Here is a 22,582-nt window from a genome sequence, read left to right as displayed (position 1 = left end):
ACGATGACAGACATACTGATCGTCTCCGCCCGGACAGACCGCAAGGAACCAGAGGAACGCGTGGACCTCACCTCCCCGCCCACGTACGACGACACGGCCCGCCTGGCCGACGCCTACGCGGCGGTGCCGCTGCTGAACTGCCTGCTGCGCGAGGTGGCGCGGCCCGTACCGGGGACGGCGGCGCATCCGACGTACCGCCTGCCCGGCACGGACCGCCTGCTGCGGGTGCGCGGCACCCGCCGCCCCGCCGAACCGGAACTCCTGACGGACGGCGCCTGGCACCGCCTCGGCCACCCGGAACTGGTCAAACTCGTCGCCGAGGAACTGCGCCGGCACACCGGACTGTCCAATCACGAACTGCCCGCCGAGATGCTGGACAGCCGCGAGGCGGTGGCCACGCTGCTCGCCGCCCGTGCGGAAGCGACGCCGCCCGACGATCCGTATCTCCGTTCCGAGCAGGCCCTCGTCACCGGCCACACCCACCACCCCGCCCCCAAGGCACGCGGCGGCGGCCCGGCGGCGGCCTGGCTGCCGTACGCGCCCGAGGCGCACGCCCGCTTCCCGCTGACGCTGCTGGGACTGCGCGAGGACACGGTGGTGGAGGAGGGCGACACCACGGCCCTGGACCACCTGGGCAGCGCCCCGCCCGGCTACCGTCTGCTGCCCGCCCACCCCTGGCAACTGGACCTCACGGCCCGCGACCTCGCCCCCGCCTTCGCCGACGGCCGCCTGATCCGGCTCGGCGCGACCGCCTCCCCGGTGTGGCCCACGGCGGCGGTCCGCACCGTGTACGCACCCGAACGCGACCTGTTCCTGAAGTTCAGCCTGGACGTCCGTATCACCAACGACATTCGCCGGCTGTGGCGCCACGACCTGCTGAGACTCCGTACGACGGACACGGCCGCCCGCGCCGCCTTCGCCGGACTCGACGCGGCCTGGCAGAGCGACCGGGGGTATCGCACCGCGGACTTCGCCCACGAACAGCTGGCCGTGGTCGTACGCGACGGCCTGCGCGACCACCTCCCGTCCGACGCGACCCCGTACCTGGCCGCCGCCCTGGTGGAGGGCTTCGACGGCAACCCCCTGGCCACCACCGCCGACCCGGCTGCCTGGTGGGAGGCGTACCTGTCGGCGGTGATCCCCCCGGCCCTGACGGCCTTCCACGCGCACGGCGTCGTCCTGGAGGCCCACCTGCAGAACACCCTGATCGCGGTGAACCCCGCCGGCCTGCCCGTCCGGGCCCTCTACCGGGACGCGGAAGGCGTGAAACTCCTCCCGGCCGTCACCCGGGAGGCCGGCTGGGAGCGGCTCGTCTACTGCCTGCTCGTCAACCACCTGATGGAGACCGCCGCCGCCCTGGTGCACCACCACCCGGGCGCCGACCCATGGCCGGCCGTCCGCGACGAACTCTCCCGCCACGACCTCCCCGAGATCCCTGCCCTCCTCTCCGCCCCGGCGCTCCCGGCCAAGACGAACCTCCTGCTCCGCTGGACGGCGGCGGACGGCGCGGACGCCCGCTACCGCCCGCTGCCCAATCCACTGGCCGGCCGGTGAGTCAGTCCCGTCGTGCCCCTTCGCGTGCCAGGGCGCCGGGCCACCACGCCCGGGGCCCGATGTCGATCACCAGCGCGGGAACCAGCAGCGAGCGGACCACGAGCGTGTCGAGCAGGACACCGAAGGCCACGATGAACGCGATCTGCACCAGGAAGGCCAGCGGGATCACCATCAGCGCCGCGAACGTCGCGGCGAGCACCACACCGGCCGAGGTGATCACTCCGCCCGTCGTGGTCAGCCCACGCAGCACCCCCTGCCGGGTGCCGTGCGCGAGCGCCTCCTCGCGCACCCGGGACATCAGGAAGATGTTGTAGTCGACGCCGAGAGCCACCAGGAACACGAATCCGTACAGCGGGACCGACGCGTCCGTACCGCCGAACCCGAGCAGATGCTCGAAGACGAGGGTCGAAACCCCGAGGGTGGCCAGGAAGTTGAGCGCCACGGTCGCGACGAGCAGCACGGGCACGAGTACGGAACGCAGCAGCAGCACGAGGATCAGCAGGATGATGCCGAGCACGACCGGAACGATCAGCGTGCGGTCCTGGGCAGCGGTCTGCTGGGTGTCGTACTGCTGCGCCGTGTATCCGCCGACCAGCGCGTCGGCCCCGGGGACGGCGTGCAGGTTCTCGCGCAGCCGCTCGACGGTCTCCTTCGCGGCGTCGCTGTCCGCCGCGTCCTCCAGGGTGACGTCGACGCGGACGCGTCCGTCGACGACCAGCGGCTCCCCGGTCCCCGGCCGTCCCGAGGCGGAGACCGCGCCGGCCGAGTCCACGCCCGCCGTCCTCCTCGCCGCGTCCGTCACCTCGGCGCCGCGATCGGCGTCGGCGATGACGACGGCCGGGTTCCCCGACCCGCCGGGGAAGTGCTCGCCCAGTGTGCGCTGGGCGGCGACCGACGGCGCGTCGTTCACGAAGATCTCGTCGAGCGGCACCCCCTTGGCGGACAGGGAGGGGACGAAGGCCGCGAAGACGGCGAGGACCAGCGCGGTCAGCAGCCACACCCGGCGCGGCCGGCGGTCCACGGCCGCGGCGACCCGGCGCCACACGGCGTGCCCCTCCACGGACGCGTCCGACGCCTTCGGCCGGGTCGGCCAGTACGCGCTCCGGCCCACCAGGGCCAGCACCGCCGGGAGGAAGGTGAGGGTCGAGAGGACCGCGCACACGATGCCGATGGCGCCGACCGGCCCGAGGGCACGATTGTTCGTGAGGTCGCTGGCGAGCAGGGCCAGCAGACCGAGCGCGACGGTGGCGGCGCTCGCCGTGATGGCGCCGAAGGACCTGCGCACGGCCGCCGTCGCGGCCGCGTACCGGTCACCGCGCTCGGCGAGTTCCTCGCGGAAACGGGCCGCGAGCAGCAGGGCGTAGTCGGTGGCCGCGCCGATCACGAGGATGGAGAGGATGCCCTGCACCTGGCCGTCGACCCGCACCACGTCCCGGTCCGCCAGCGCGTAGACGACGGCGCAGGCGAGACCCAGGGCGAAGACCGAGCCGAGGATGATCAGGAAGGGCAGCAGGAAGCTCCGGTAGACCAGGAGCAGGATCAGCAGCACGGCGCCGAGCGCGACGCCCAGCAGCAGTCCGTCGATGCCGGCGAACGCGTCCGACAGGTCTGCCTGGGTCGCCGCCGGCCCGGCGATCCGCGCCGTGGCTCCGGACACGCCGTCCGCCGCCCCGAGCACCTGGTCCAGCACCCCGGGCAGCTCGTCACCCAGGTCGGGCTCGAGCTGTACGACCGCCTGCATGGCCTTTCGGTCGTCGGAGACCAGGGCCGGTGAGGGGCGGCCGACGACACCGGCGGTACCCGCGAGGGCGCCGACCGCGTCCGAGGCGGCGGCCTGCTGCGCATCGGTGACCCGGTCGCCGTCCGTCGTCCAGACCACGATGGCCGGCACGCTCTCGGACTGGTCGAACGCCTCGCGGGCCTCGAGGACCTTGGTGGACTCGGCGGTCCGCGGGAGGAAGACGGCCTGGTCGTTGGTGGCCACTTCGCCCAGCTTGCCCGCGTACGGCCCGAGTGCGCCGCCCACTCCCAGCCAGACGATCAACAGGGCGAGGGGGACGAGCCATCGGGCACGGCGGGGTGCGTTCTTCATGTGAGTTCCCGGGGAAGAGGTAAGTCAATGATTAAGTATCTCAATCATTGAGTGACCCTATACTGGCAGGTATGAGCGGTCCCGGTACCCCCTCTTCCCCTCTTCCGGCGGACGATCCGACAGGGTTGTGGTCCTTCGCCGTTCAGCTGCGCCGGATGAACAGCGAGTTCAACCGCATCGCCCAGGAGTTCGCGCACGCCCAGGGTCTGCACCCCACGGACATGCAGGCCCTGATCGCGATCCTGGATGCCGATGCCGATGCCGATGCCGATGCCGATGCCGACGCCGACGCGCGTGGCGGCGCGTCGGGGGAGCCCATGACACCGGGCCGCCTCCGCAGGCAGCTCAACCTCACGTCCGGAGCGGTGACCGCGTGCCTCGACCGCCTGGAGCGGGCCGGTCACATCCGGCGCGTCAGGGCGGCCGACGACCGCCGGGTGGTGCACCTGGAGTACGCGGAGCAGTCCAGAAGCCTGGCCAGGGAGTACTTCCGGCCGCTGGCGCACGGCACCGACACGGCACGCAGACGCTTCACCCCCGGCGAACTCGCGGTGATCATGCGGTTCCTCAAGGAGATGAACCGTGAACTCGTGCTCCTGCGCCGGCCGGCCGGCTGACGGAGGGCGCTCCGGGCGCTCCGTCCCCGGAGTGTTCGAGGCCGACGATCTCGGGACCCACGTCGTCACGTTGTCCACCCAGGGGCACTGAACCGCAGTGATGCGGCTACTCGGTCCGGTTCCGCTGCGTCGGCGGCACTACCGGGACTGACCGTTCGCGTTGTCCTCGAAGAGCTCCTGGGTACGGCGCAGCAGGGCTTGCCGTACTGCATCCGGTGACAGGACTCGCAGGGGTGTGGCCAGGCTGAGGAGGTACTTGGCGAGCCCGTCTGCGTCGGGACCGCCGATGTCGACGATCGTGGCGTCGGGGCCTTCGGGACGGTGGGAACCAACTGTCGACGGGATCAGCCGCAGCGCTTGATCCATGGACACAGGGAGGCGGATCGTCGCAGAGAGCGGGTAGGGGCCGGTCGCGACGGAGCGGGAGACGAGCAACGCAGGGTCGGGTGGGTCGATGAGTTCCACAGGGTGTCCGGTTGCCTGCAGCCGGTCGACCCTGTCGGCCCGGAAGGTCCGCCATTGGCCGCGCGTCACGTCCCGGGCGACGAAGTACCACCGGCGGCCCGTGTGGACGAGACGGTACGGGTCGATGTCCCGGACCGTGGCTTTTCCTTCCCAGTCGCGATACGACAGGCGGGCGCGCTCACCCCGGCGGCATGCGGCGGCCAGCTCCAGCAGCATGCCGGGTGTGATCTGGGGCTCGTCGAGTCTGGGGGTGTGCACGAAGGCGGCGTCCATCTCACCGAGCCGGTCCGCGATCCGCTGCGGCAGAACCTGCCGCAGTTTCAGCAGCGCCGACAGCGCGGCCTGGTCGCCGCCGAGAGCGCCACTCAGCGCCGCCTCGCGCAACCCGACAGCCACGGCGAGTGCCTCTTCGTCATCGAGGATCAGCGGCGGCACCCGGGACCCGGCCCGGAGGCGATAACCGCCCCATGGCCCGGGATCGGATTCGACGGTGTAGCCGATTTCACGGAGCTTGGCGATGTCCCGCCGCACCGTGCGCTCGGTGACCGCCATCCGGTCGGCCAGTTCCCCGCAGGTCCACGATGGCCGGGCGGCCAGCAAAGAGACCAGTCGCAGCAGGCGGGCGGATGCACTGATCACGGTGTTGAAGTGTTCCACATGACCAGGACCGAATCTGTCCTGGTTCCGCCGTAGCGTCTTCCCCATGAGCACGGGAAACACCTCCGCACCCACGTTCCGTTACTCGGCGGTCACCTTCGACTGCCCGGACCCCGCCGAACTGGCTCGCTTCTACGGCGAGGCCCTCGGCCTGCCTGTCGTCTTCTCCACCGATGACTTCGTCCTGCTCGGCCAGGAGGGCGCGGCCGGACTGGGCTTCAACCGGCTGTCCGACTACCGTCGCCCCACCTGGCCGGACCCGGCCCAGGAAAAGCAGGCCCACATCGAACTGGGCGTCGACGACCTGGATGCCGCCCAGGCCCGGCTCCTCGCCCTGGGAGCCGTCAAGCCCGCATTCCAGCCGGACCCCGGCCGTTGGCGGGTCCTGCTGGACCCCGCAGGTCACCCGTTCTGCATCTCCGCCCTGGTCTGAGCACGACCTGCAAACCGACGACTCCGATCGCGCACCCGGATAGGGGCAGCGCACCCGCGCTGTCCCGCCGGGCGCACAGAGGGGTGGTACGGACTCCCAGCCGCCACTCACCCGATCCAGCGACAGCACCACACCTGTTGCGATGGACAAGTCGAAGCACACCGGCGTTGATCTGCGTCAACCTGAACATCCCGCCACCGCGACAGGCCGAACTCCCCGGGGACGCCAAGCCGGTGAGGCGGTGGGTGACGAGCAGGACGGCCTCAGTCGATCACCCGGCAACGTCGTCGGGTTTCTCTGTCCTCGTGACCACGGCAGAAGAGGGTCTCAAGCGGACTCCAGCAGCTCCTTGAGGCGGGACAGGTCGGCAGCGACCATGCCGGCATCACGCTCGTAGTCGGCGTCGCTCATCTCCGGCCGACGGCGCAGGGTGAAGATCACTTCGCTGCCTGCGTCGCTGGCGATCACGCGGACCGGGTTGTAGACGGTCACCCCTGAAGGCAGCGTGACCTCGTGGTCGAGTACACCCAGTTTGTTATGCGGCGCGAAGGCGATGACGACCCGTCCCATGGGGGAGGATTCCGCTACCCAATGGTCTTCCCTCCTCTCGATGGATTTTCCCAGGCCATGGGCCCAGGAGGGCAGGTTGACCGGGTCTGATGCGTAGGCGTAGACGTCGTCGACCGAGCGGTCGATGTAGATACTGACGTGGCGTGATTCCTTGCCGGTGCTGTTCATCGCAGTGACGTTAGCGGGGGGCCGCCACCGTCGTCTTGAACGGATCGGACATGCATGATCTGCCGGACCGGCTCTGGACGGTAGCGGCTGTGTGGGGTCTCAGCCGGCTCGGCCCGAGACGTCGATCCATGCCGCGGTCCGTCAGAGCGTCCCGGATCCCGGTCCACCATGCGCGAGCCGGGGCCGGCAGTCGGTTGAGCAGACCCGCCGGACGGATCCGTCACGTCGGCCGACTACATCGCAATGCAGGGGACCCGGGCAGGGAAGGCGCTCCGAAGACCCAGAAGAACCAGGCAACTGCGTGCGCGTACAGCGACGTTGGAGGCCACCGTCTCCTCGGTCGACTACCGGCGCGGCATTCTGTCAGAGCTGTCAAGCATCCTGGAGGCGGCCGTCGACGACAAGCGTCCCGCCCGGAACCCGACGCACGCGAAGCCGCGGTGATCGACTGCTCGGGGAGCGGGGGATCAGCGCGCAGGCCGAAACTCCCCAGATTCTCCTCAGGGCTGATCGTGGCAGACTCCCCGGAACCCGGGAATCTAAGCGAGGTCGTGGATTGCAAGGCCAGGTAATCGCGTAGCCTGGGGAAATGCTGACCGAGGTCATCGCCACCCGCTACATCACCCCACTGCGCTCCGGGGGCTCCGTCCCCGGAGTGTTCGAGGCCGACGATCTCGGGACCTACGTCGTCAAGTTCACCGGGTCCGCGCAGGGGCGGAAGGCGTTGGTCGCAGAGGTGATCGTGGGGGAGCTGGCGCGGGCGCTGGGGCTGCGGTTTCCCGAGCTGGTGCTGGTGGACTTCGATCCGGCGGTCGCGGACGGCGAGCCGCACCAGGAGGTTCGGGAACTGCACGCCGCCAGCGCCGGAATCAATCTCGGCATGGACTATCTGCCGGGCGCGCGGGACTTCACCCCCGAGGTCGCCCAGGACTTCTCCGTCGATCCGGTGGAGGCGGGGCGGGTCGTCTGGCTCGACGCCCTCACCGTGAACGTGGACCGTACCGTCCACAGCTCCAACCTGGTGGTGTGGCCGACGCTGGGTGTCGCGCGTCCACGGTTGTGGCTCATCGACCACGGGGCCGCGCTCGTCTTCCACCACCGCTGGGAGGGCTCCGACCCGAGCAAGGCGTACGACTTCCGTCATCACGCCCTCGGCCACTACGGCCCCGACGTCCGGGCCGCCGACGCCGAGCTCGCGCCCAAGGTGACCGAGGAACTGCTGCGGTCCATCACCGCCGAGGTCCCCGACGACTGGCTGGCGGACGACCCCCACTTCGCCACGCCCGACGAGGTCCGGGAGGCGTATGTGGCGTATCTGTACGCGCGTGTGCGGTCGTCCGGGGTGTGGCTGCCCACCGACTTCCCCGGCGCGGACCAGCTCGCCGAGGAGAACGCCCGGCGGGCGGCGAGGACGCGGCGAGGGCGGCCGGACTGGCTGAAGAGCGTTCCCGACCTGCACGGCAAACCGGCGGCGGCCCAGGACTGGTCGGTCCACCTGGGCCGCTCGGAGCCGTAGGCGTCAGCCCTTGAGCTGCTCGTACGCCGGCAGGGTGAGGAAGTCGGCGTAGTCCTCGTCGAGGGCGACCTTCAGCAGCAGGTCGTGCGCCTGCTGCCAGCCGCCGGCCGCGAACGCCTCCTCACCGGCTTCCGCGCGGATGCTCGCCAGTTCCTCGGCGGCGACCTTGCGGGCCAGCTCCGCGGTGACCTGCTCGCCGTTGTCGAGGACGACCTCCGCGTTGATCCACTGCCAGATCTGCGAGCGGGAGATCTCGGCGGTGGCGGCGTCCTCCATCAGATTGAAGATGGCGACCGCGCCCATGCCGTTCAGCCACGCCTCGATGTAGCGGATGCCCACCTGGACGGCGTTGACCAGGCCCGCGTACGTCGGCTTCGCCTCGAGCGAGTCGACGGCGATCAGTTCGGCCGCCGTCACCCGCACGTCCTCGCGCAGGCGGTCCTTCTGGTGGGGCCGGTCGCCGAGCACCCGGTCGAAGGACTCCATGGCGATGGGGACCAGGTCGGGGTGGGCGACCCAGGAGCCGTCGAAACCGTCGTCCGCCTCACGGTCCTTGTCGGCGCGGACCTTCTCGAACGCCACCTTGTTGACCTCCGCGTCCCGGCGGGACGGGATGAACGCCGCCATGCCGCCGATCGCGTGCGCGCCCCGCTTGTGGCAGGTACGGACGAGGAGTTCGGTGTAGGCGCGCATGAACGGGGCGGTCATCGTCACCGCGTTGCGGTCCGGGAGGACGAACCTGGCTCCGCCGTCACGGAAGTTCTTGACGATGGAGAAGAGGTAGTCCCAGCGGCCGGCGTTCAACCCGGACGCGTGGTCGCGCAGCTCGTAGAGGATCTCCTCCATCTCGTACGCGGCCGTGATCGTCTCGATCAGGACCGTGGCGCGGACCGTGCCCCGGGGGATGCCGACGTAGTCCTGCGCGAAGACGAACACCTCGTTCCACAGGCGGGCTTCGAGGTGCGACTCCGTCTTGGGGAGGTAGAAGTACGGGCCCTTGCCGAGGTCGATCAGCCGCTTGGCGTTGTGGAAGAAGTACAGGCCGAAGTCGACCAGCGCGCCGGGCACCGGGGTGCCGTCCGGATCGGTGAGGTGCCGCTCGTCCAGATGCCAGCCGCGCGGACGCATGACGACCGTCGCCAACTCCGCGTCCGGGCGCAGCGCGTACGACTTTCCGGAACCCGGGTCGGTGAAGTCGATGGTCCGGGTGTAGGCGCCGATCAGATTGAGCTGACCCAGCACCACGTTCTCCCAGGTGGGCGCCGAGGCGTCCTCGAAGTCCGCGAGCCAGACCTTCGCGCCCGAGTTGAGGGCGTTGATCGTCATCTTGCGGTCGGTGGGACCGGTGATCTCCACCCGGCGGTCGTTCAGGGCCTCCGGGGCCGGGGCGACCCGCCAGGAGCCGTCGGCGCGGACGGCGGCCGTCTCCGGCAGGAAGTCGAGCGTGGACGTACGGGCGATCGCCTCACGGCGCTCCCTGCGGCGGGCGAGCAGCTCGTCGCGCCGGGGCGTGAACCGCCGGTGCAGCGCGGCCAGGAAGGCGAGCGCAGGCTCGGTGAGGACCTCCTCCTGCCGGGGCAGGGGTTCGGCGTCGACGATGGCCAGCGGGGACGGCGCTGGTGCGGACATCGGCTGTCACTTCCTTCGGCGTGCGGGGCGTGGCATGGCACCGGGTGCCGGGCGGGGCCGGGGTGCGGCTGGGGCGTCGGGGAGGATCGGAGCTTCTGATCAGTGGATGCTAGTTTCCTCATGGTGGAAGTTCAATGTTCTGTTGATGTCGGAAGTCTCCCGTTCGAGCCAGTGCGGCGCCCGCTCACCGCCGCTCATTCAAGGTGCGCCAGATCCGCCTCCGTGTCGATGTCGTACGCCTGGGCCACATCGCCGCACTCGACCAGGGTCAGTCGTTGCGCGTGCTCCCTCAGGTAAGCGCGTGCACCCTGGTCGCCGGTGGCGGTGGCGGCGACCCCGGCCCAGTGCGCGGAGCCGAACAGGACCGGATGGCCGCGTACGCCGTCGTACGCGGCGGAAGCGAGCACATCGGGGGAGTCGTAGGCGCCGAGCACCCGCGCGACCGCCTCCGCACCGATCCCGGGCTGATCGACCAGCGAGACCAGCGCGGCCCGCGTGCCCGTGCCGGCCAGTGACCGCAGTCCGGCCCGCAGCGAGGTGCCCATGCCCCGCTCCCACTCCGGGTTGTCCACGAGGGCGCAGCCCGGCAGCGACGCGCGGGCGCGTACCTCGTCCGCCCGCGCGCCCAGCACCACGTGCACGCGCGTGCACCCGCCCGCGCGCAGTGCGGCCACCGCGTGTTCCACCAGCGGCCGCCCCCGGTGCGTCAGCAGTGCCTTCGGGCGGCCCCCGAGCCGCCGCCCGCCGCCCGCGGCCAGCAGCAGTCCCGCGACCTCGGCGGCGGGGTCCCCGTTCCTGTGATGTGTCGTCATACGTCCTGCATACCGCACCGGTCACGGGCTTGCGGTCCGGTGTGGCGAAGGGCGCTCCTGGCCGGGATGTCACGCTGTGGTGCAACTCGATGACGCAGCGGACTGGCGCAACCGGGCCGGGGTGGCGTTTACTGGCGCGACCGGTCGGCGGGTATCGCGACCGGCTGGGGAGGCACGACGTGCCAGGGGGAGGACTGTGTTGCGCAGCGTGGAGCAGAGGCGTGTGCCCGGCAGTCAGGTGGACCCTAGGGTCATGGAGCTGCGTTCCGCGGTGTCCCGGTTACGCCGTCAACTCGCCGCTCATCCGGGGGAGTTCCGGGACCGGAGCATCGCCGAGGAGGAACTCGCCGCGCTGGCGGGTCTGGCCGCCGACGGCGATCCCGACATCCCCCGGCTGCGGCGCTCCCTGCTGCTGGTCGCGGGCGCGATCGGCTCGGTGAGCGCGCTGGGCCAGGGCGTACGTGAACTGCGTGAGGCGGTGGACCTGTTCGGCCCGTCGCCACGCGCCTGACATGCACCCCTCTCAGCTGCTGGGGGCGGTGCTGAGCGCCTCGGAGAGTTCCACCGCGACCTGCTGGAGCACCGGCACGATCCGCTCCTTCGCCGGCTCCGTGACCCGCCCCGCCGGGCCCGAGATGGAGATCGCGGCAGCCGTGGGGGAGTCCGGCACCGGTACGGCGAGGCAGCGGACGCCGATCTCCTGCTCGTTGTCGTCCATCGCATAGCCGAGACGGCGTACGTCCTCCAGCGCGGCGAGGAAGCCGTCCGGCGTGGTGATGGTCTTCTCCGTCGCGGCGGGCATGCCGGTACGGCCGAGCAGGGCCCGCACCTCCTCCGGCGGGAAACCGGCGAGAAGGGCCTTGCCCACGCCCGTGGAGTGCGGCAGGACGCGCCGGCCGACCTCGGTGAACATCCGCATGGAGTGCTTCGACGGCACCTGCGCCACGTACACGACCTCGTCCCCGTCGAGCAGTGCCATGTTCGCCGTCTCGCCGGTCTCCTCCACGAGGCGGGCCAGATACGGCCGCGCCCAGGTGCCGAGCAGCCGGGAGGCGGACTCGCCGAGCCGGATCAGCCGGGGGCCCAGCGCGTAGCGGCGGTTGGGCTGCTGGCGTACATAGCCGCAGGAGACGAGCGTGCGCATCAGACGGTGGATGGTCGGCAGCGGCAGCCCGCTGCTCGCGGACAGCTCGCTCAGCCCGACCTCGCCGCCCGCGTCCGCCATCCGCTCCAGCAGATCGAAGGCCCGCTCGAGGGACTGCACACCGCCACTGGCGGACCGGGCGGAGTCGGTGGTGCTGGCGCTGGACGTCGGCACGGCGCGTTCCTTTCGAGGCCTGGCGGGAGGGCAGAAGCCTACCCGGCGGCCGTGGTCGGCCACCCGATTGCGGATGGCTTGGTTCTGCTTGACGGAATTGTAATTCCGCTTTGTGGAATGGTCTAGGGGTGTCGCCGATTCGCGCCGCGGGGGAATCCTCCCTTGACGGGCCGGAAGTGCCGGTGAAGACTCCTTCAACAGAACGTTGAATTCCATCGTGCGGAAGTCAGGAGGCTCCGGGTGGCCGAACTGGTGCTGCGCTCGGCGCGCGTCGTCACCCCCGGGGGAACGCGCGCCGCGTCCGTCACGGTCGCCGACGGCGTCATCACCGCCGTACTGCCGTACGACGCCCCCGTGCCCGACGGGGCCCGCCTGGAGGACCTCGGCGACGACGTGCTGCTGCCCGGCCTGGTCGACACCCATGTGCACGTCAACGAACCGGGCCGCACCGAGTGGGAGGGCTTCTGGAGCGCCACCCGCGCGGCGGCGGCCGGCGGCATCACCACGCTGATCGACATGCCGCTCAACTCCCTCCCGCCCACCACCACCGTCGACCACCTGCACACCAAGCGGCGGGCCGCCGCGGGCCGGGCACATATCGACGTCGGCTTCTGGGGCGGAGCCCTGCCCGGCAACGTCAAGGATCTGCGTCCGCTGCACGAGGCGGGTGTCTTCGGCTTCAAGGCGTTCCTGTCACCGTCGGGCGTCGACGAGTTCCCGCCCCTCGATGAGGAGCAACTGGCCCGGTCCCTCGCGGAGATCGCCGCCTTCGACGGGCTGCTCGTCGTGCACGCCGAGGACCCGCACCGCCTCGCTGCCGCCCCGCGGCAGGGCGGCCCCAGATACGCCGACTTCCTCGCCTCCCGGCCGCGCGACGCCGAGGACATGGCCGTCGCGCACCTGGTCGCCCGGGCGGGACAGCTGGGGGCGCGTGTGCACGTCCTGCACCTCTCGTCCTGCGACGCGCTGCCCCTGATCGCGGCGGCCAAGGCGGAGGGCCTACGCGTCACGGCCGAGACCTGCCCCCACTACCTCACCCTCACCGCAGAGGAAGTCCCGGACGGCGCCTGTGAGTTCAAGTGCTGCCCGCCGATCCGCGAGGCCGCCAACCAGGACCTCCTCTGGCAGGCGCTGGCGGACGGCACCATCGACTGCGTCGTCACCGACCACTCCCCGTGCACCGCCGACCTCAAGACGGGCGACTTCGCTACCGCCTGGGGCGGCATCTCCGGCCTCCAGCTCAGCCTGCCGGCCGTCTGGACCGAGGCCCGCGGACGGGGGTACGCCCTGGAGGACGTGGTGCGCTGGATGTCGACGCGCACGGCCGGGCTCGCCGGACTCGAAGCCCGTAAGGGGGCCATCGCGCCCGGCCGTGACGCCGACTTCGCCGTCCTCGCCCCCGACGCGGCCTTCACCGTCGACCCGGCGGCCCTCCAGCACCGCAACCGTGTGACGGCGTACGCGGGGCGAACCCTGTACGGCGTCGTCAAGTCCACCTGGCTGCGCGGCGAACGCGTTTTCCACGGCGGCGAGTTCACCGAACCGAAGGGCCGACTCCTCACCCGCTCCCCGTGACACCCGAAAGGCAGGACCGGACCACCGTGACGGCGATCGAGAGCTTCACCGGCGACGCGCGCCCCTACAACGGCGGTGACCCGTACGCGGACTACCGCGCCGCCGACTTTCCCTTCTCCGGCCTTGCCGACCTCGCCGACCGGCGGCTCGGCGCCGGGGTCGTCGCCGCCAACGACGAGTTCTTCGCCCAGCGCGAGAACCTTCTGCTGCCGGAGCGCGCCGAGTTCGAACCCGGGCGCTTCGGCCACAAGGGCAAGATCATGGACGGCTGGGAGACGCGGCGGCGGCGCGGTGTGTCCGCGGAGCACCCGTGGCCGGCGGACGGGGACCACGACTGGGCGCTGATCCGGCTCGGTGCGGCCGGGGTGGTGCGGGGGATCGTCGTGGACACCGCGCACTTCCGTGGCAATCACCCGCAGGCCGTCTCCGTCGAGGGCACGGCGGTGGACGGTGTCCCGTCCCCGGAGGAGCTGCTCTCGGACGAGGTGAAGTGGACGACGCTCGTTCCGCGCACCGAGGTCGGGGGTCACGCGGCCAACGGCTTCGCCGTCACGTGCGAGGAGCGCTTCACCCATCTGCGGCTGAGGCAGTATCCGGACGGGGGTGTCGCCCGGTTGCGTGTGTACGGCGAGGTCGTCCCGGACCTGACCTGGCTGAGGGCGCTCGGCACCTTCGATGTGGTGGCCCTGGAGAACGGGGGCCTGGTGGAGGATGCCTCCGACCGGTTCTACTCACCGGCCGTGAACACGATCCGGCCGGGCCGCTCCCGGAAGATGGACGACGGATGGGAGACCCGGCGGCGCCGGGACCGGGGCCATGACTGGATCCGGTACCGGCTGGCCGGGCGGTCGCGCATCGTCGCCCTGGAGATCGACACGGCGTATCTGAAGGGCAACAGCGCGGGGTGGGCGTCGGTGTCGGTGAAGGACGGCGATGCGGCGGACTGGCGAGTGATCCTCCCGCTCACTCGCCTCCAGCCCGACACGAACCACCGCTTCATCCTCCCGACCCCGGCGACGGCCACCCACGCCCGCGTGGACATCCACCCCGACGGCGGCATCACCCGTCTCCACCTCTTCGGCACGTTGACGGGGCAGTAGCCCCGGGCACGCCCCACCGCCGCTCCCCACGACCCCCCACCGGGGTGCCCTGGGGACCCCTCAAGGCCCACCGCGTCTTCCCGCGTCCCGCGCTTTTCCGAGCCGCCCCGCGCCTCGCGCTTTCCCGCGCCCTGGCGCGCCCGCGTCCCGCGCCTCGGCGTGCCTGCCGCCGCCGATCCGCGGGCAGGCGTGCCGCAGGGCGGCACGGGTGGGCGCGACGGCACCCCGCCGGCGCCGGGCTGCGCTCCGTCCCCCCGCTCAGCCGTCACCCCGGGTGGCTGCTGGGCGGGGGTGGGTGTGCGCCAGCCCCGCTGGAGGGGGTGCCGCTGCGCCCACCCTCCCCCACTCTCGGCTTCGCTCACTCTCGGCTTCGCTCGAGCGGGGGGACCCACATCGCCCCAGCGGCACGACTGCCCGCAGCAACGAGGGGGCACGGCCGACCTGACGCCCGCCGATGAGTTGCGGCCCCCGCCGGTGTCTGAACTCATGACGTCACATCACCCCGCACACCGAAAGGCAGGCCCCGCCCATGGGCAAGCTCGTGGTCCTCACCTTCGTCAGTCTCGACGGCGTCTACCAGGGCCCCGGCGGCCCCCAGGAGGACACCAGGGACGGTTTCGACCAAGGAGGCTGGAGCGTTCCCTACCTCGACGACGACTTCGGCCGGTTCGTGGACGGGGTGTTCTCCCGTGTGAGCGCCTTCCTCCTCGGCCGGCGTACGTACGACATCTTCGCCGCGTCCTGGCCGAAGGTGACCGACCCCGCCGACCCGGTCGCCGGCAAACTCAACACACTGCCGAAGTATGTCGCCTCCACCACCATCGACGACCCCGCGTGGGCCAACACCACCGTCATCGGCAGCAACCTCGCCAAGGACGTCACCGCCCTCAAGGAGCGCACCGAGGGTGAACTCCAGGTGCACGGGAGCGGCGACCTCGCCCGGTCCCTGTTCGCGCTCGACCTGGTGGACACCCTCCACCTGCTGACGTACCCCGTCGTCCTCGGCGCCGGCCGCCGGCTGTTCCCCGAGGGGTCGACACCGACCGCCTTCCGGCACACCGGCGGCGAGACCACGAGCAAGGGCGTCTCCGTCCAGACGTACGACTTCGCGGGCCGCCCCACGTACGGCGAGTACGAGCTCTAGGAGACGGACGCCGTCACGGGACACCCACCGGACCCGACGGCAACATCCCCATCTTTGTCATTGACATGCCATAATCTACGCGCGTCATCATGGGACCATGCGATTCCCCCCACGAATCCCTTCGCGCGCGGCCCGGACCGGCGCCGCAGCCGCACTCCTGTCCACCGTGCTCCTGGGCGGCTCCGTCACCGCGACGACGGCCCACGCCGCCCCCGCCCCCGTCACCCCCGCCGCCTCCGCGTCGGCCGTCCTCGCGGTCGGCGACATCTGCTACGGCGACCTGCCCGCCGAGGCGCACGACACGCTCGACCTGATCCAGCAGGGCGGCCCCTACCCGTACGAACAGGACGGGACCGTCTTCCAGAACCGTGAGGGCATCCTCCCCGGCCGGTCCGCCGGCTACTACCACGAGTACACGGTGATCACGCCCGGTTCCCCCACCCGTGGCGCCCGCCGCATCGTGACCGGTGAGCAGAACCAGGAGGACTACTACACCGCCGACCACTACGCGTCGTTCGACCTGGTCGACCACACCTGCTGACGCCCGGCGCCGGCGGTCAGCCGGACTTCCGGCTCTCCGCGGCGGCGAACAGGGCACCGCCCAGCACCAGCAGGGCGATGCTCGCGTACACCTCGTAGCCGTCGAGGAATCCGAGCCGCCGCACGAACCCCCAGTCCCAGTCGGCGAACTCGGTCACCAGACCCGCCACCCCCTGCACCACGGCGAGGAACCCCAGAACCTCCAGCAGTTGCTTCATGCCACCGACTCTCGCCCCGCGGACCCCCCACCCACATCGGCCGCGGGGCGAGCCCCACCCGGCGAAAGAGGGCACTCCCGCGCGGGCCGCACGCCGAAAGTCTGCGGTACGCCGACTTCGGTAGGAGATCCCACCCGGGAGGCGGTCCCGGCGCCCGCTCCGTGCGTAGATTTGTCGACCGTGACTGGTGACAAGGCGGAACAGACCGCCCCGGTGTTCACGGGGCGCCGATGGTTCTTCCCGTCCGCCCTCATCCACGAACTCGACCCCGACTCGACCCGCTCCGGGCGCAGGCCCAGGCGTACCGTGCGCGACTGGGCCGTCGACTTCGCCTGCTTCCTGTTCGCCGTCCTGCTGGGCGTGCTGGGCGCCGAGACGCTGAACGACAGCCAGAACATCCCGCACGCGCTGGCCGTCACCGACCAGGTGCTCGGCGCGCTGTCCTGCGCCGCGGTCTGGCTGCGCCGCCGCTGGCCGTTCGCCCTGGCCGCCGTGATGGTGCCGGTCGGTTTCGTCTCGGAGACCTCAGGCGGCGTGGCGATCATCGCCCTGTTCACGCTCGCCGTGCACCGGCCGTTCCGGTACGTGGCCTGGGTGGGCGGCGCGCAGACGGTGCTGGTGCCGCTCTACTTCTGGTGGCGCCCGGACCCCGATCTGCCGTATCTCGCCGTGCTCGTCCTGTTCGTCGTGCTGACGGCCGCGACCGTCGGCTGGGGCATGTTCGTACGGTCCAAGCGGCAGCTGATGCTGAGCCTGCGGGACCGGGCGCGGCGGGCCGAGACCGAGGCGCGGCTGCGGGCCGAGCAGGCGCAGCGGCTCGCGCGGGAGGCCATCGCGCGGGAGATGCACGACGTGCTCGCGCACCGGCTGACGCTGCTGAGCGTGCACGCGGGCGCCCTCGAGTTCCGGCCCGACGCCCCGCGCGAGGAGGTCGCGCGGGCGGCCGGTGTCATCCGCGAGAGCGCGCACGAGGCGCTGCAGGACCTGCGGGAGATCATCGGCGTACTGCGGGCCGGCGAGTCCGAGGACGCCGGCCGGCCGCAGCCGACGCTCGCGGCGCTCGACACCCTGGCCGCCGAGTCCCGGCAGGCCGGTATGAAGGTCACCCTGGACCAGTGCGTCACCGACCCGGCCGGTGTCCCCGCCTCCGTGGGCCGCACCGCCTACCGGATCGCCCAGGAGGGCCTGACCAACGCCCGTAAGCACGCGCCCGGCACCGAGGTCACCGTGTCGGTCACCGGCGGACCGGGGCAGGGCCTCACCGTGCGCGTGCGCAACCCCGCCCCGGAGGGGGACGTACCGCATGTGCCCGGCGCCGGACAGGGCCTGATCGGGCTCACCGAACGCGCGACCCTGGCGGGCGGGACCCTGGAGCACGGGCCCGCGTCCGACGGCGGGTTCGAGGTACGGGCGCGGCTGCCGTGGAGGTGAACCGGGATCGGCTGTTCCGTCTGTCGCCGTCCCGCCCGGCCGTGATTACCTACGGGCCATGACCGCGATCAGAGTGCTCCTCGTCGACGACGACCCGCTGGTGCGGGCCGGGCTGTCCCTCATGCTGGGCGGCGCGGACGACATCGAGATCGTCGGCGAGGCCGCCGACGGCGGCGATGTCGCGGCGCTCGTCGACCGCGCCCGCCCGGACGTCGTCCTCATGGACATCCGGATGCCGACGGTGGACGGCCTCACCGCCACCGAGGCGCTGCGCTCGCGCGAGGACGCCCCGCAGGTCGTGGTGCTGACCACCTTCCACGCCGACGAGCAGGTGCTGCGCGCGCTCCGCGCGGGGGCCGCCGGGTTCGTCCTCAAGGACACCCCGCCCGCCGAGATCGTCGCCGCGGTGCGCCGGGTCGCGGCCGGTGACCCGGTGCTGTCGCCGGCGGTCACCCGGCAGCTGATGGCGCACGCGGCCGGCACCTCCGCCGACACGCGCCGCATCCGCGCGCGTGCCCACGTCGGCGGCCTCAACGAGCGCGAACGCGAGGTCGCCGTCGCGGTCGGCCGGGGCCTGGCCAACGCCGACATCGCGGCCGAGCTGTACATGAGCGTCGCCACCGTCAAGACCCACGTGTCCCGCATCCTGGCCAAGCTCGATCTGAACAACCGTGTCCAGATCGCCCTGCTCGCCCACGACGCGGGCCTCCTGGAGGAGCCCGGGGACCACTGATCTCAGGTGTACGCCGCCGTCGCCCCGCTCATCAGTTCCGTCGGCCGGACCGGCCTGCGCTCCCGCCGGGACAGCTCGCACGCCTCCGCGACCAGCAGCGCCTGAAGGGCCTCCCGTCCGTCACAGGGGTTGGCCCGCTCGCCCCGCACCACCTCCACGAACTCGATCAGCTCGGCCTCGTACGCGGGCCCGAACCGCTCCAGGAACCCCGTCCACGGCTTGTCCGCGGCCGGCGGCCCGGTCGGCTCGGTGGACGCGATCGGCGTACGGTCGTCCAGGCCCACGACGATCTGGTCCCGCTCCCCGGCGAGCTCCATGCGGACGTCGTAGCCGGCACCGTTCAGCCGGGTCGCCGTCACCGTGGCGAGCGTGCCGTCGTCGAGGGTGAGGAGCGCCGCGCCGGTGTCCACGTCGCCCATCTCACGGAACATCGCCGGACCGGCGTCGGACCCGGCCGCGTACACCTCGGTGATCTCCCGGCCGGTCACCCAGCGCAGGATGTCGAAGTCATGGATCAGGGTGTCCCGGTAGAGCCCGCCGGACTGCGCCAGATACCCGGCCGGCGGCGGCTCCGCGTCACTGCTCATCGCCCGTACGGTGTGCAGCCGCCCGAGCCTGCCCGAGCGCACGGCCTCCCGCGCGCCCTTGTACCCGGCGTCGAAGCGCCGCTGGAACCCCATCTGCAGCACGGTCCCGGCCGTCTCCACCTCCGTGATCGCCTGTAACGTCCCCGCGAGGTCGAGGGCGATGGGCTTCTCGCAGAACACCGGCAGCCCCGCGCGTGCCGCCCGGCCGATCAGATCGGCGTGGGCGGACGTGGCCGCCGTGATCACCACGGCGTCCACACCCCAGGTGTAGATCTCGTCCACCCCGGGTGCCGCCGTCTCGCCGAGCCGCAGCGCGAGGGCCTGGGCCCGCGCCGGATCGACGTCCGTGACGATCAGGGACCCGACGTCGCGGTGCCTGCTGAGCGTGTGGGCGTGAATGGTGCCGATACGGCCCGTACCGATGACCCCGATGCGCATGGAATCAAAGTGGGGCCCGCGCCGCCCTCTGTCAATCCGTATGTCCGGACAATCGAACTACACAACTTCCCGTCAACACCGCGCGGGGCTACGCTCGGCCCGTGCCGAAACCAGAAGTGGACCCGACCGTACAGCTGGAGCTGAGCGTCGACCGGGGATCCCCCGTGCCGTTGTACTACCAGCTGTCCCAACAGCTGGAGTCCGCCATCGAGCACGGCGCGCTGACCCCGGGCACCCTGCTGGGCAACGAGATCGAGCTCGCCGCGCGGCTCGGTCTGTCCCGGCCGACCGTCCGCCAGGCCATCCAGTCGCTGGTCGACAAGGGGCTGCTGGTGCGCCGCCGCGGGGTCGGCACCCAGGTGGTGCACAGCCAGGTCAAGCGTCCCCTGGAGCTCAGCAGCCTCTACGACGACCTGGAGACGGCCGGGCAGCGTCCCGCCACGCAGGTCCTCGTCAACACCGTCGTCACCGCGTCCGCCGAGGTCGCGGCCGCGCTCGGGGTGGCCGAGAACAGCGAACTGCACCGGATCGAACGACTACGGCTCACCCACGGCGAGCCGATGGCGTACCTGTGCAACTACCTGCCGCCCGGCCTGCTCGACCTCGACACCGCCCAGCTGGAGGCCACCGGCCTGTACCGGCTGATGCGGGCCGCCGGGATCACCCTGCACAGCGCCCGCCAGACGATCGGCGCCCGCGCCGCCACGCCGGACGAGGCCGCCCGCCTGGGGGAGGAGCCCGCGGCTCCGCTCCTCACCATGCAGCGCGTCACGTTCGACGACACGGGGCGGGCGGTCGAATACGGCACGCACACCTATCGCCCCACGCGCTACTCCTTCGAGTTCCAGCTCTTGGTACGCCCCTGAAGCCGCAATGTCCGGACAACATGAGAAACCCCCTGTATCCGGGGGGTGCGGCCCGGACGTTTCCCGCCCCCGCCGCCCCCACCGCCCCTCCCCGTCCCGACCCTGGGGGCTCCGCCCCCAGACCCCCGTTCGCGCAGTTCCCCGCGCCCCTGAGGGCGCGACCAACCCCACCCACCCGCACCGGACAGCGAGCCGCCACCACTCCAGGGGCGCGGGGAACTGCGCGATCGACCCCCACCCACCCGCACCGGACAGCGAGCCGTCACCTAAGGGGCGCGGGGAACTGCGCGACACCCCGAACCCACCCGCACCCGCCCATGATCCGCACCACCCCGCACCCGCCCCGCACCACAACCACCGCACCGGTGCGGCACAATCGCACACGATGAGCACCTACCGCGACTTCACCGCCCCCATCGGCTCCCGGCGCGCCCCGGTCCTGAGAACCGTCGGCACCCGGGAGCGCCGCTCCCACCTGACGGCGCCCCGCGTCCCGACGGTCGGCATCGACATCGGCGGCACCAAGGTGATGGCGGGCGTCGTCGACGCCGACGGCAACATACTGGAACGGCTGCGCACGGAGACCCCGGACAAGTCCAAGAGCCCCAAAGTCGTCGAGGACACCATCGTCGAACTGGTACTGGACCTCTCCGACCGCCACGACGTGCACGCCGTCGGCATCGGCGCGGCCGGGTGGGTCGACGCGGACCGCAACCGGGTCCTGTTCGCCCCTCACCTGTCCTGGCGCAACGAGCCGCTGCGCGACCGCCTCGCCGGCCGTCTCGCCGTCCCCGTCCTCGTGGACAACGACGCCAATTCCGCCGCCTGGGCGGAGTGGCGCTTCGGTGCCGGCCGCGGCGAGGACCACCTCGTCATGATCACGCTCGGCACCGGCATCGGCGGCGCGATCCTGGAGGACGGGCAGGTCAAGCGCGGCAAGTACGGGGTGGCCGGCGAGTTCGGCCATATGCAGGTGGTCCCGGGCGGCCACCGCTGCCCCTGCGGCAACCGCGGCTGCTGGGAGCAGTACAGCTCCGGCAACGCGCTGGTCCGCGAGGCACGCGAGCTGGCCGCCGCCGACTCACCGGTCGCCTACGGCATCATCGAGCACGTCAAAGGCAACATCGCCGACATCAGCGGCCCGATGATCACCGAGCTGGCCCGCGAGGGCGACGCCATGTGTATCGAACTGCTCCAGGACATCGGACAGTGGCTCGGCGTCGGCATCGCCAACCTCGCCGCCGCCCTCGACCCCTCCTGCTTCGTCATCGGCGGTGGCGTCTCCGCCGCCGACGACCTGCTGATCGGCCCCGCGCGGGACGCCTTCAAACGGCATCTCACCGGCCGCGGCTACCGCCCGGAGGCCCATATCGTCCGCGCCCAGCTCGGCCCCGAGGCCGGCATGGTCGGCGCCGCCGACCTGGCCCGGCTGGTCGCCCGCCGCTTCCGCCGCGCCAAGCGCCGCCGGGTCGAGCGCTACGAACGCTACGAACGGTACGCGGAGGCCCGCCGCGGCACCCCGGAGTCGCTGTGAGCGGCGAGTCCCCCCAGCAGCCGAGTCTTCCGGGCGAGCCCCGCCCGGCCGAGGACCGGCGGCACATGATCCGCCGCAGGGCGCTCACCCTGCTGATCATCGTGCTGCTCATCGGTGTCCCGGCCGGGTATCTGATGATCTCCGCGAACCAGAGCCGGGCCAGCGGCAAGGACAAGGAAGCCAAGTACTCCGCGACCGGCCTCACCGAGGGCTGGCCGTCGAAGGTGCAGCGCCGCCTCTACCAGGTACCCGTACCGCACCCCGCGTGGTGGGTGGCCTCGTACGAGACCAACAACTGGAAGACCAGCCGCCTCTACGTCGAGTTCGAGACCACCGACGCGGGCCTGAGCGCCTTCCTCACCAGCCTCGGCGTACAGCAGAGCGAACTGAGGCGCGACGACATCACCATCAGCGAGCGCGACCGGGACGTCTCCGGCTGGACGCTGGCCGGGCCCGGCACCTGGTCCGGCCTCGTCCACCAGCAGAAGGACCCGGCGCCCACGCACGACGTCGTCGTCAACCATGACAAGCCGGGCTATCCGAGGGTGTACGTCGTCTCCCGCACGGTGCCCTGAGCCGGCCCGC

Annotated in this window: 22 protein-coding genes; 14 read left to right on the top strand and 8 right to left on the bottom strand. The window is 71.7% G+C overall.

What is annotated here, in order from left to right; translation table 11 throughout:
* The first annotated feature begins 3 nt into the window (after nt 1–3).
* Complete coding sequence (locus ACGFR9_RS02225; protein ID WP_393202043.1) at nt 4–1,554, top strand: IucA/IucC family protein; 1,551 nt, start codon at nt 4–6, stop codon at nt 1,552–1,554.
* 1 nt (nt 1,555) lies between these two features.
* Here the strand turns inward: ACGFR9_RS02225 and ACGFR9_RS02220 are convergent, their stop codons facing one another.
* Nucleotides 1,556–3,646 (bottom strand): MMPL family transporter, encoded by a 2,091-nt coding sequence (locus tag ACGFR9_RS02220; RefSeq protein WP_393202041.1) that lies wholly within the window; start codon nt 3,644–3,646, stop codon nt 1,556–1,558.
* A gap of 71 nt (nt 3,647–3,717) precedes the next feature.
* On the opposite strand from ACGFR9_RS02220, the gene ACGFR9_RS02215 reads away from it, so the two are divergent.
* Nucleotides 3,718–4,263, top strand: coding sequence for a MarR family transcriptional regulator (locus ACGFR9_RS02215; protein WP_393202040.1), 546 nt, complete (start codon nt 3,718–3,720; stop codon nt 4,261–4,263).
* 138 nt (nt 4,264–4,401) lie between these two features.
* On the opposite strand, the gene ACGFR9_RS02210 is transcribed toward ACGFR9_RS02215, so the two are convergent.
* A complete protein-coding gene (locus ACGFR9_RS02210; protein WP_393202038.1) occupies nt 4,402–5,367 on the bottom strand; it encodes a helix-turn-helix transcriptional regulator in 966 nt (321 codons plus the stop codon).
* Nucleotides 5,368–5,431: 64 nt separating this feature from the next.
* Here ACGFR9_RS02210 and ACGFR9_RS02205 point away from each other — a divergent pair, with 64 nt between their 5' ends.
* Complete coding sequence (locus tag ACGFR9_RS02205; protein ID WP_393202036.1) at nt 5,432–5,818, top strand: VOC family protein; 387 nt, start codon at nt 5,432–5,434, stop codon at nt 5,816–5,818.
* Between the two features lie 327 nt (nt 5,819–6,145).
* Here the strand turns inward: ACGFR9_RS02205 and ACGFR9_RS02200 are convergent, their stop codons facing one another.
* Nucleotides 6,146–6,556, bottom strand: coding sequence for an SRPBCC family protein (locus tag ACGFR9_RS02200; protein ID WP_393202034.1), 411 nt, complete (start codon nt 6,554–6,556; stop codon nt 6,146–6,148).
* Between the two features lie 589 nt (nt 6,557–7,145).
* Between ACGFR9_RS02200 and ACGFR9_RS02195 the strand changes: the two genes are divergently transcribed.
* Nucleotides 7,146–8,072, top strand: coding sequence for a HipA family kinase (locus ACGFR9_RS02195; RefSeq protein ID WP_393202033.1), 927 nt, complete (start codon nt 7,146–7,148; stop codon nt 8,070–8,072).
* A 3-nt stretch (nt 8,073–8,075) separates the two neighbouring features.
* Here ACGFR9_RS02195 and aceB read toward each other — a convergent pair whose 3' ends face one another.
* Nucleotides 8,076–9,701, bottom strand: coding sequence for a malate synthase A (gene aceB, locus ACGFR9_RS02190; RefSeq protein WP_393202031.1), 1,626 nt, complete (start codon nt 9,699–9,701; stop codon nt 8,076–8,078).
* 194 nt (nt 9,702–9,895) lie between these two features.
* Complete coding sequence (locus tag ACGFR9_RS02185; protein ID WP_393202029.1) at nt 9,896–10,513, bottom strand: NTP transferase domain-containing protein; 618 nt, start codon at nt 10,511–10,513, stop codon at nt 9,896–9,898.
* 196 nt (nt 10,514–10,709) lie between these two features.
* On the opposite strand from ACGFR9_RS02185, the gene ACGFR9_RS02180 reads away from it, so the two are divergent.
* Nucleotides 10,710–11,024, top strand: a complete 315-nt coding sequence (locus ACGFR9_RS02180; RefSeq protein ID WP_393202027.1) for a DUF5955 family protein — start codon at nt 10,710–10,712, stop codon at nt 11,022–11,024.
* Nucleotides 11,025–11,036: 12 nt separating this feature from the next.
* Here the strand turns inward: ACGFR9_RS02180 and ACGFR9_RS02175 are convergent, their stop codons facing one another.
* Complete coding sequence (locus ACGFR9_RS02175; RefSeq protein ID WP_393202026.1) at nt 11,037–11,831, bottom strand: IclR family transcriptional regulator; 795 nt, start codon at nt 11,829–11,831, stop codon at nt 11,037–11,039.
* Nucleotides 11,832–12,071: 240 nt separating this feature from the next.
* Here ACGFR9_RS02175 and allB point away from each other — a divergent pair, with 240 nt between their 5' ends.
* The 4 genes from allB to ACGFR9_RS02155 all read left to right on the top strand — a co-directional run bounded on the left by allB (nt 12,072) and on the right by ACGFR9_RS02155 (nt 16,191).
* On the top strand, nt 12,072–13,406 hold the full coding sequence (gene allB / locus ACGFR9_RS02170) for an allantoinase AllB (protein ID WP_393202024.1): 1,335 nt from the start codon (nt 12,072–12,074) through the stop codon (nt 13,404–13,406).
* A gap of 26 nt (nt 13,407–13,432) precedes the next feature.
* On the top strand, nt 13,433–14,506 hold the full coding sequence (alc, locus tag ACGFR9_RS02165; protein WP_393202022.1) for an allantoicase: 1,074 nt from the start codon (nt 13,433–13,435) through the stop codon (nt 14,504–14,506).
* Nucleotides 14,507–15,035: 529 nt separating this feature from the next.
* Nucleotides 15,036–15,650: a dihydrofolate reductase family protein gene (locus ACGFR9_RS02160; protein WP_393202021.1), complete on the top strand. Its 615-nt coding sequence runs from the start codon at nt 15,036–15,038 to the stop codon at nt 15,648–15,650.
* Between the two features lie 97 nt (nt 15,651–15,747).
* Nucleotides 15,748–16,191 carry a ribonuclease domain-containing protein gene (locus ACGFR9_RS02155; RefSeq protein WP_393202020.1) on the top strand — a complete coding sequence of 148 codons (444 nt, stop codon included), beginning with the start codon at nt 15,748–15,750 and terminating at the stop codon, nt 16,189–16,191.
* A gap of 16 nt (nt 16,192–16,207) precedes the next feature.
* On the opposite strand, the gene ACGFR9_RS02150 is transcribed toward ACGFR9_RS02155, so the two are convergent.
* Entirely contained in the window at nt 16,208–16,408 is a 201-nt protein-coding gene (locus tag ACGFR9_RS02150; protein ID WP_393202018.1) for a hypothetical protein, read from the bottom strand.
* Nucleotides 16,409–16,588: 180 nt separating this feature from the next.
* Here ACGFR9_RS02150 and ACGFR9_RS02145 point away from each other — a divergent pair, with 180 nt between their 5' ends.
* Nucleotides 16,589–17,839 carry a histidine kinase gene (locus ACGFR9_RS02145; RefSeq protein WP_393202016.1) on the top strand — a complete coding sequence of 417 codons (1,251 nt, stop codon included), beginning with the start codon at nt 16,589–16,591 and terminating at the stop codon, nt 17,837–17,839.
* 58 nt (nt 17,840–17,897) lie between these two features.
* Complete coding sequence (locus tag ACGFR9_RS02140; protein ID WP_393202014.1) at nt 17,898–18,572, top strand: response regulator; 675 nt, start codon at nt 17,898–17,900, stop codon at nt 18,570–18,572.
* A gap of 2 nt (nt 18,573–18,574) precedes the next feature.
* Here the strand turns inward: ACGFR9_RS02140 and ACGFR9_RS02135 are convergent, their stop codons facing one another.
* Nucleotides 18,575–19,597: a Gfo/Idh/MocA family oxidoreductase gene (locus tag ACGFR9_RS02135; protein WP_393202012.1), complete on the bottom strand. Its 1,023-nt coding sequence runs from the start codon at nt 19,595–19,597 to the stop codon at nt 18,575–18,577.
* A 116-nt stretch (nt 19,598–19,713) separates the two neighbouring features.
* On the opposite strand from ACGFR9_RS02135, the gene ACGFR9_RS02130 reads away from it, so the two are divergent.
* The 3 genes from ACGFR9_RS02130 (at nt 19,714) to ACGFR9_RS02120 (ending at nt 22,572) form a co-directional block, all read left to right on the top strand.
* Complete coding sequence (locus ACGFR9_RS02130) at nt 19,714–20,463, top strand: GntR family transcriptional regulator (RefSeq protein WP_393202750.1); 750 nt, start codon at nt 19,714–19,716, stop codon at nt 20,461–20,463.
* 385 nt (nt 20,464–20,848) lie between these two features.
* On the top strand, nt 20,849–21,997 hold the full coding sequence (locus ACGFR9_RS02125) for an ROK family glucokinase (RefSeq protein ID WP_393202010.1): 1,149 nt from the start codon (nt 20,849–20,851) through the stop codon (nt 21,995–21,997).
* Nucleotides 21,994–22,572, top strand: coding sequence for a sugar kinase (locus tag ACGFR9_RS02120; RefSeq protein WP_393202008.1), 579 nt, complete (start codon nt 21,994–21,996; stop codon nt 22,570–22,572). Before ACGFR9_RS02125 ends, ACGFR9_RS02120 begins: the two co-directional genes overlap by 4 nt.
* Nucleotides 22,573–22,582: the final 10 nt, after the last annotated feature.

The organism is Streptomyces sp. NPDC048584 (assembly GCF_043199595.1).
GTDB classification, from domain to species: domain Bacteria; phylum Actinomycetota; class Actinomycetes; order Streptomycetales; family Streptomycetaceae; genus Streptomyces; species Streptomyces edwardsiae.
The sequence above is the reverse complement of the archived record's forward strand: the minus strand, read 5'-3'. Positions and strand labels throughout refer to the sequence as shown.

Coding starts and splice junctions, on each gene's coding strand:
- ACGFR9_RS02225 (WP_393202043.1), top strand. CDS start 4: ATGACAGACATACTGATCGTCTCCGCCCGGACAGACCGCAAGGAACCA.
- ACGFR9_RS02220 (WP_393202041.1), bottom strand. CDS start 3,646: ATGAAGAACGCACCCCGCCGTGCCCGATGGCTCGTCCCCCTCGCCCTG.
- ACGFR9_RS02215 (WP_393202040.1), top strand. CDS start 3,718: ATGAGCGGTCCCGGTACCCCCTCTTCCCCTCTTCCGGCGGACGATCCG.
- ACGFR9_RS02205 (WP_393202036.1), top strand. CDS start 5,432: ATGAGCACGGGAAACACCTCCGCACCCACGTTCCGTTACTCGGCGGTC.
- ACGFR9_RS02200 (WP_393202034.1), bottom strand. CDS start 6,556: ATGAACAGCACCGGCAAGGAATCACGCCACGTCAGTATCTACATCGAC.
- ACGFR9_RS02195 (WP_393202033.1), top strand. CDS start 7,146: ATGCTGACCGAGGTCATCGCCACCCGCTACATCACCCCACTGCGCTCC.
- aceB (WP_393202031.1), bottom strand. CDS start 9,701: ATGTCCGCACCAGCGCCGTCCCCGCTGGCCATCGTCGACGCCGAACCC.
- ACGFR9_RS02185 (WP_393202029.1), bottom strand. CDS start 10,513: ATGACGACACATCACAGGAACGGGGACCCCGCCGCCGAGGTCGCGGGA.
- ACGFR9_RS02160 (WP_393202021.1), top strand. CDS start 15,036: ATGGGCAAGCTCGTGGTCCTCACCTTCGTCAGTCTCGACGGCGTCTAC.
- ACGFR9_RS02155 (WP_393202020.1), top strand. CDS start 15,748: ATGCGATTCCCCCCACGAATCCCTTCGCGCGCGGCCCGGACCGGCGCC.
- ACGFR9_RS02150 (WP_393202018.1), bottom strand. CDS start 16,408: ATGAAGCAACTGCTGGAGGTTCTGGGGTTCCTCGCCGTGGTGCAGGGG.
- ACGFR9_RS02140 (WP_393202014.1), top strand. CDS start 17,898: ATGACCGCGATCAGAGTGCTCCTCGTCGACGACGACCCGCTGGTGCGG.
- ACGFR9_RS02135 (WP_393202012.1), bottom strand. CDS start 19,597: ATGCGCATCGGGGTCATCGGTACGGGCCGTATCGGCACCATTCACGCC.
- ACGFR9_RS02125 (WP_393202010.1), top strand. CDS start 20,849: ATGAGCACCTACCGCGACTTCACCGCCCCCATCGGCTCCCGGCGCGCC.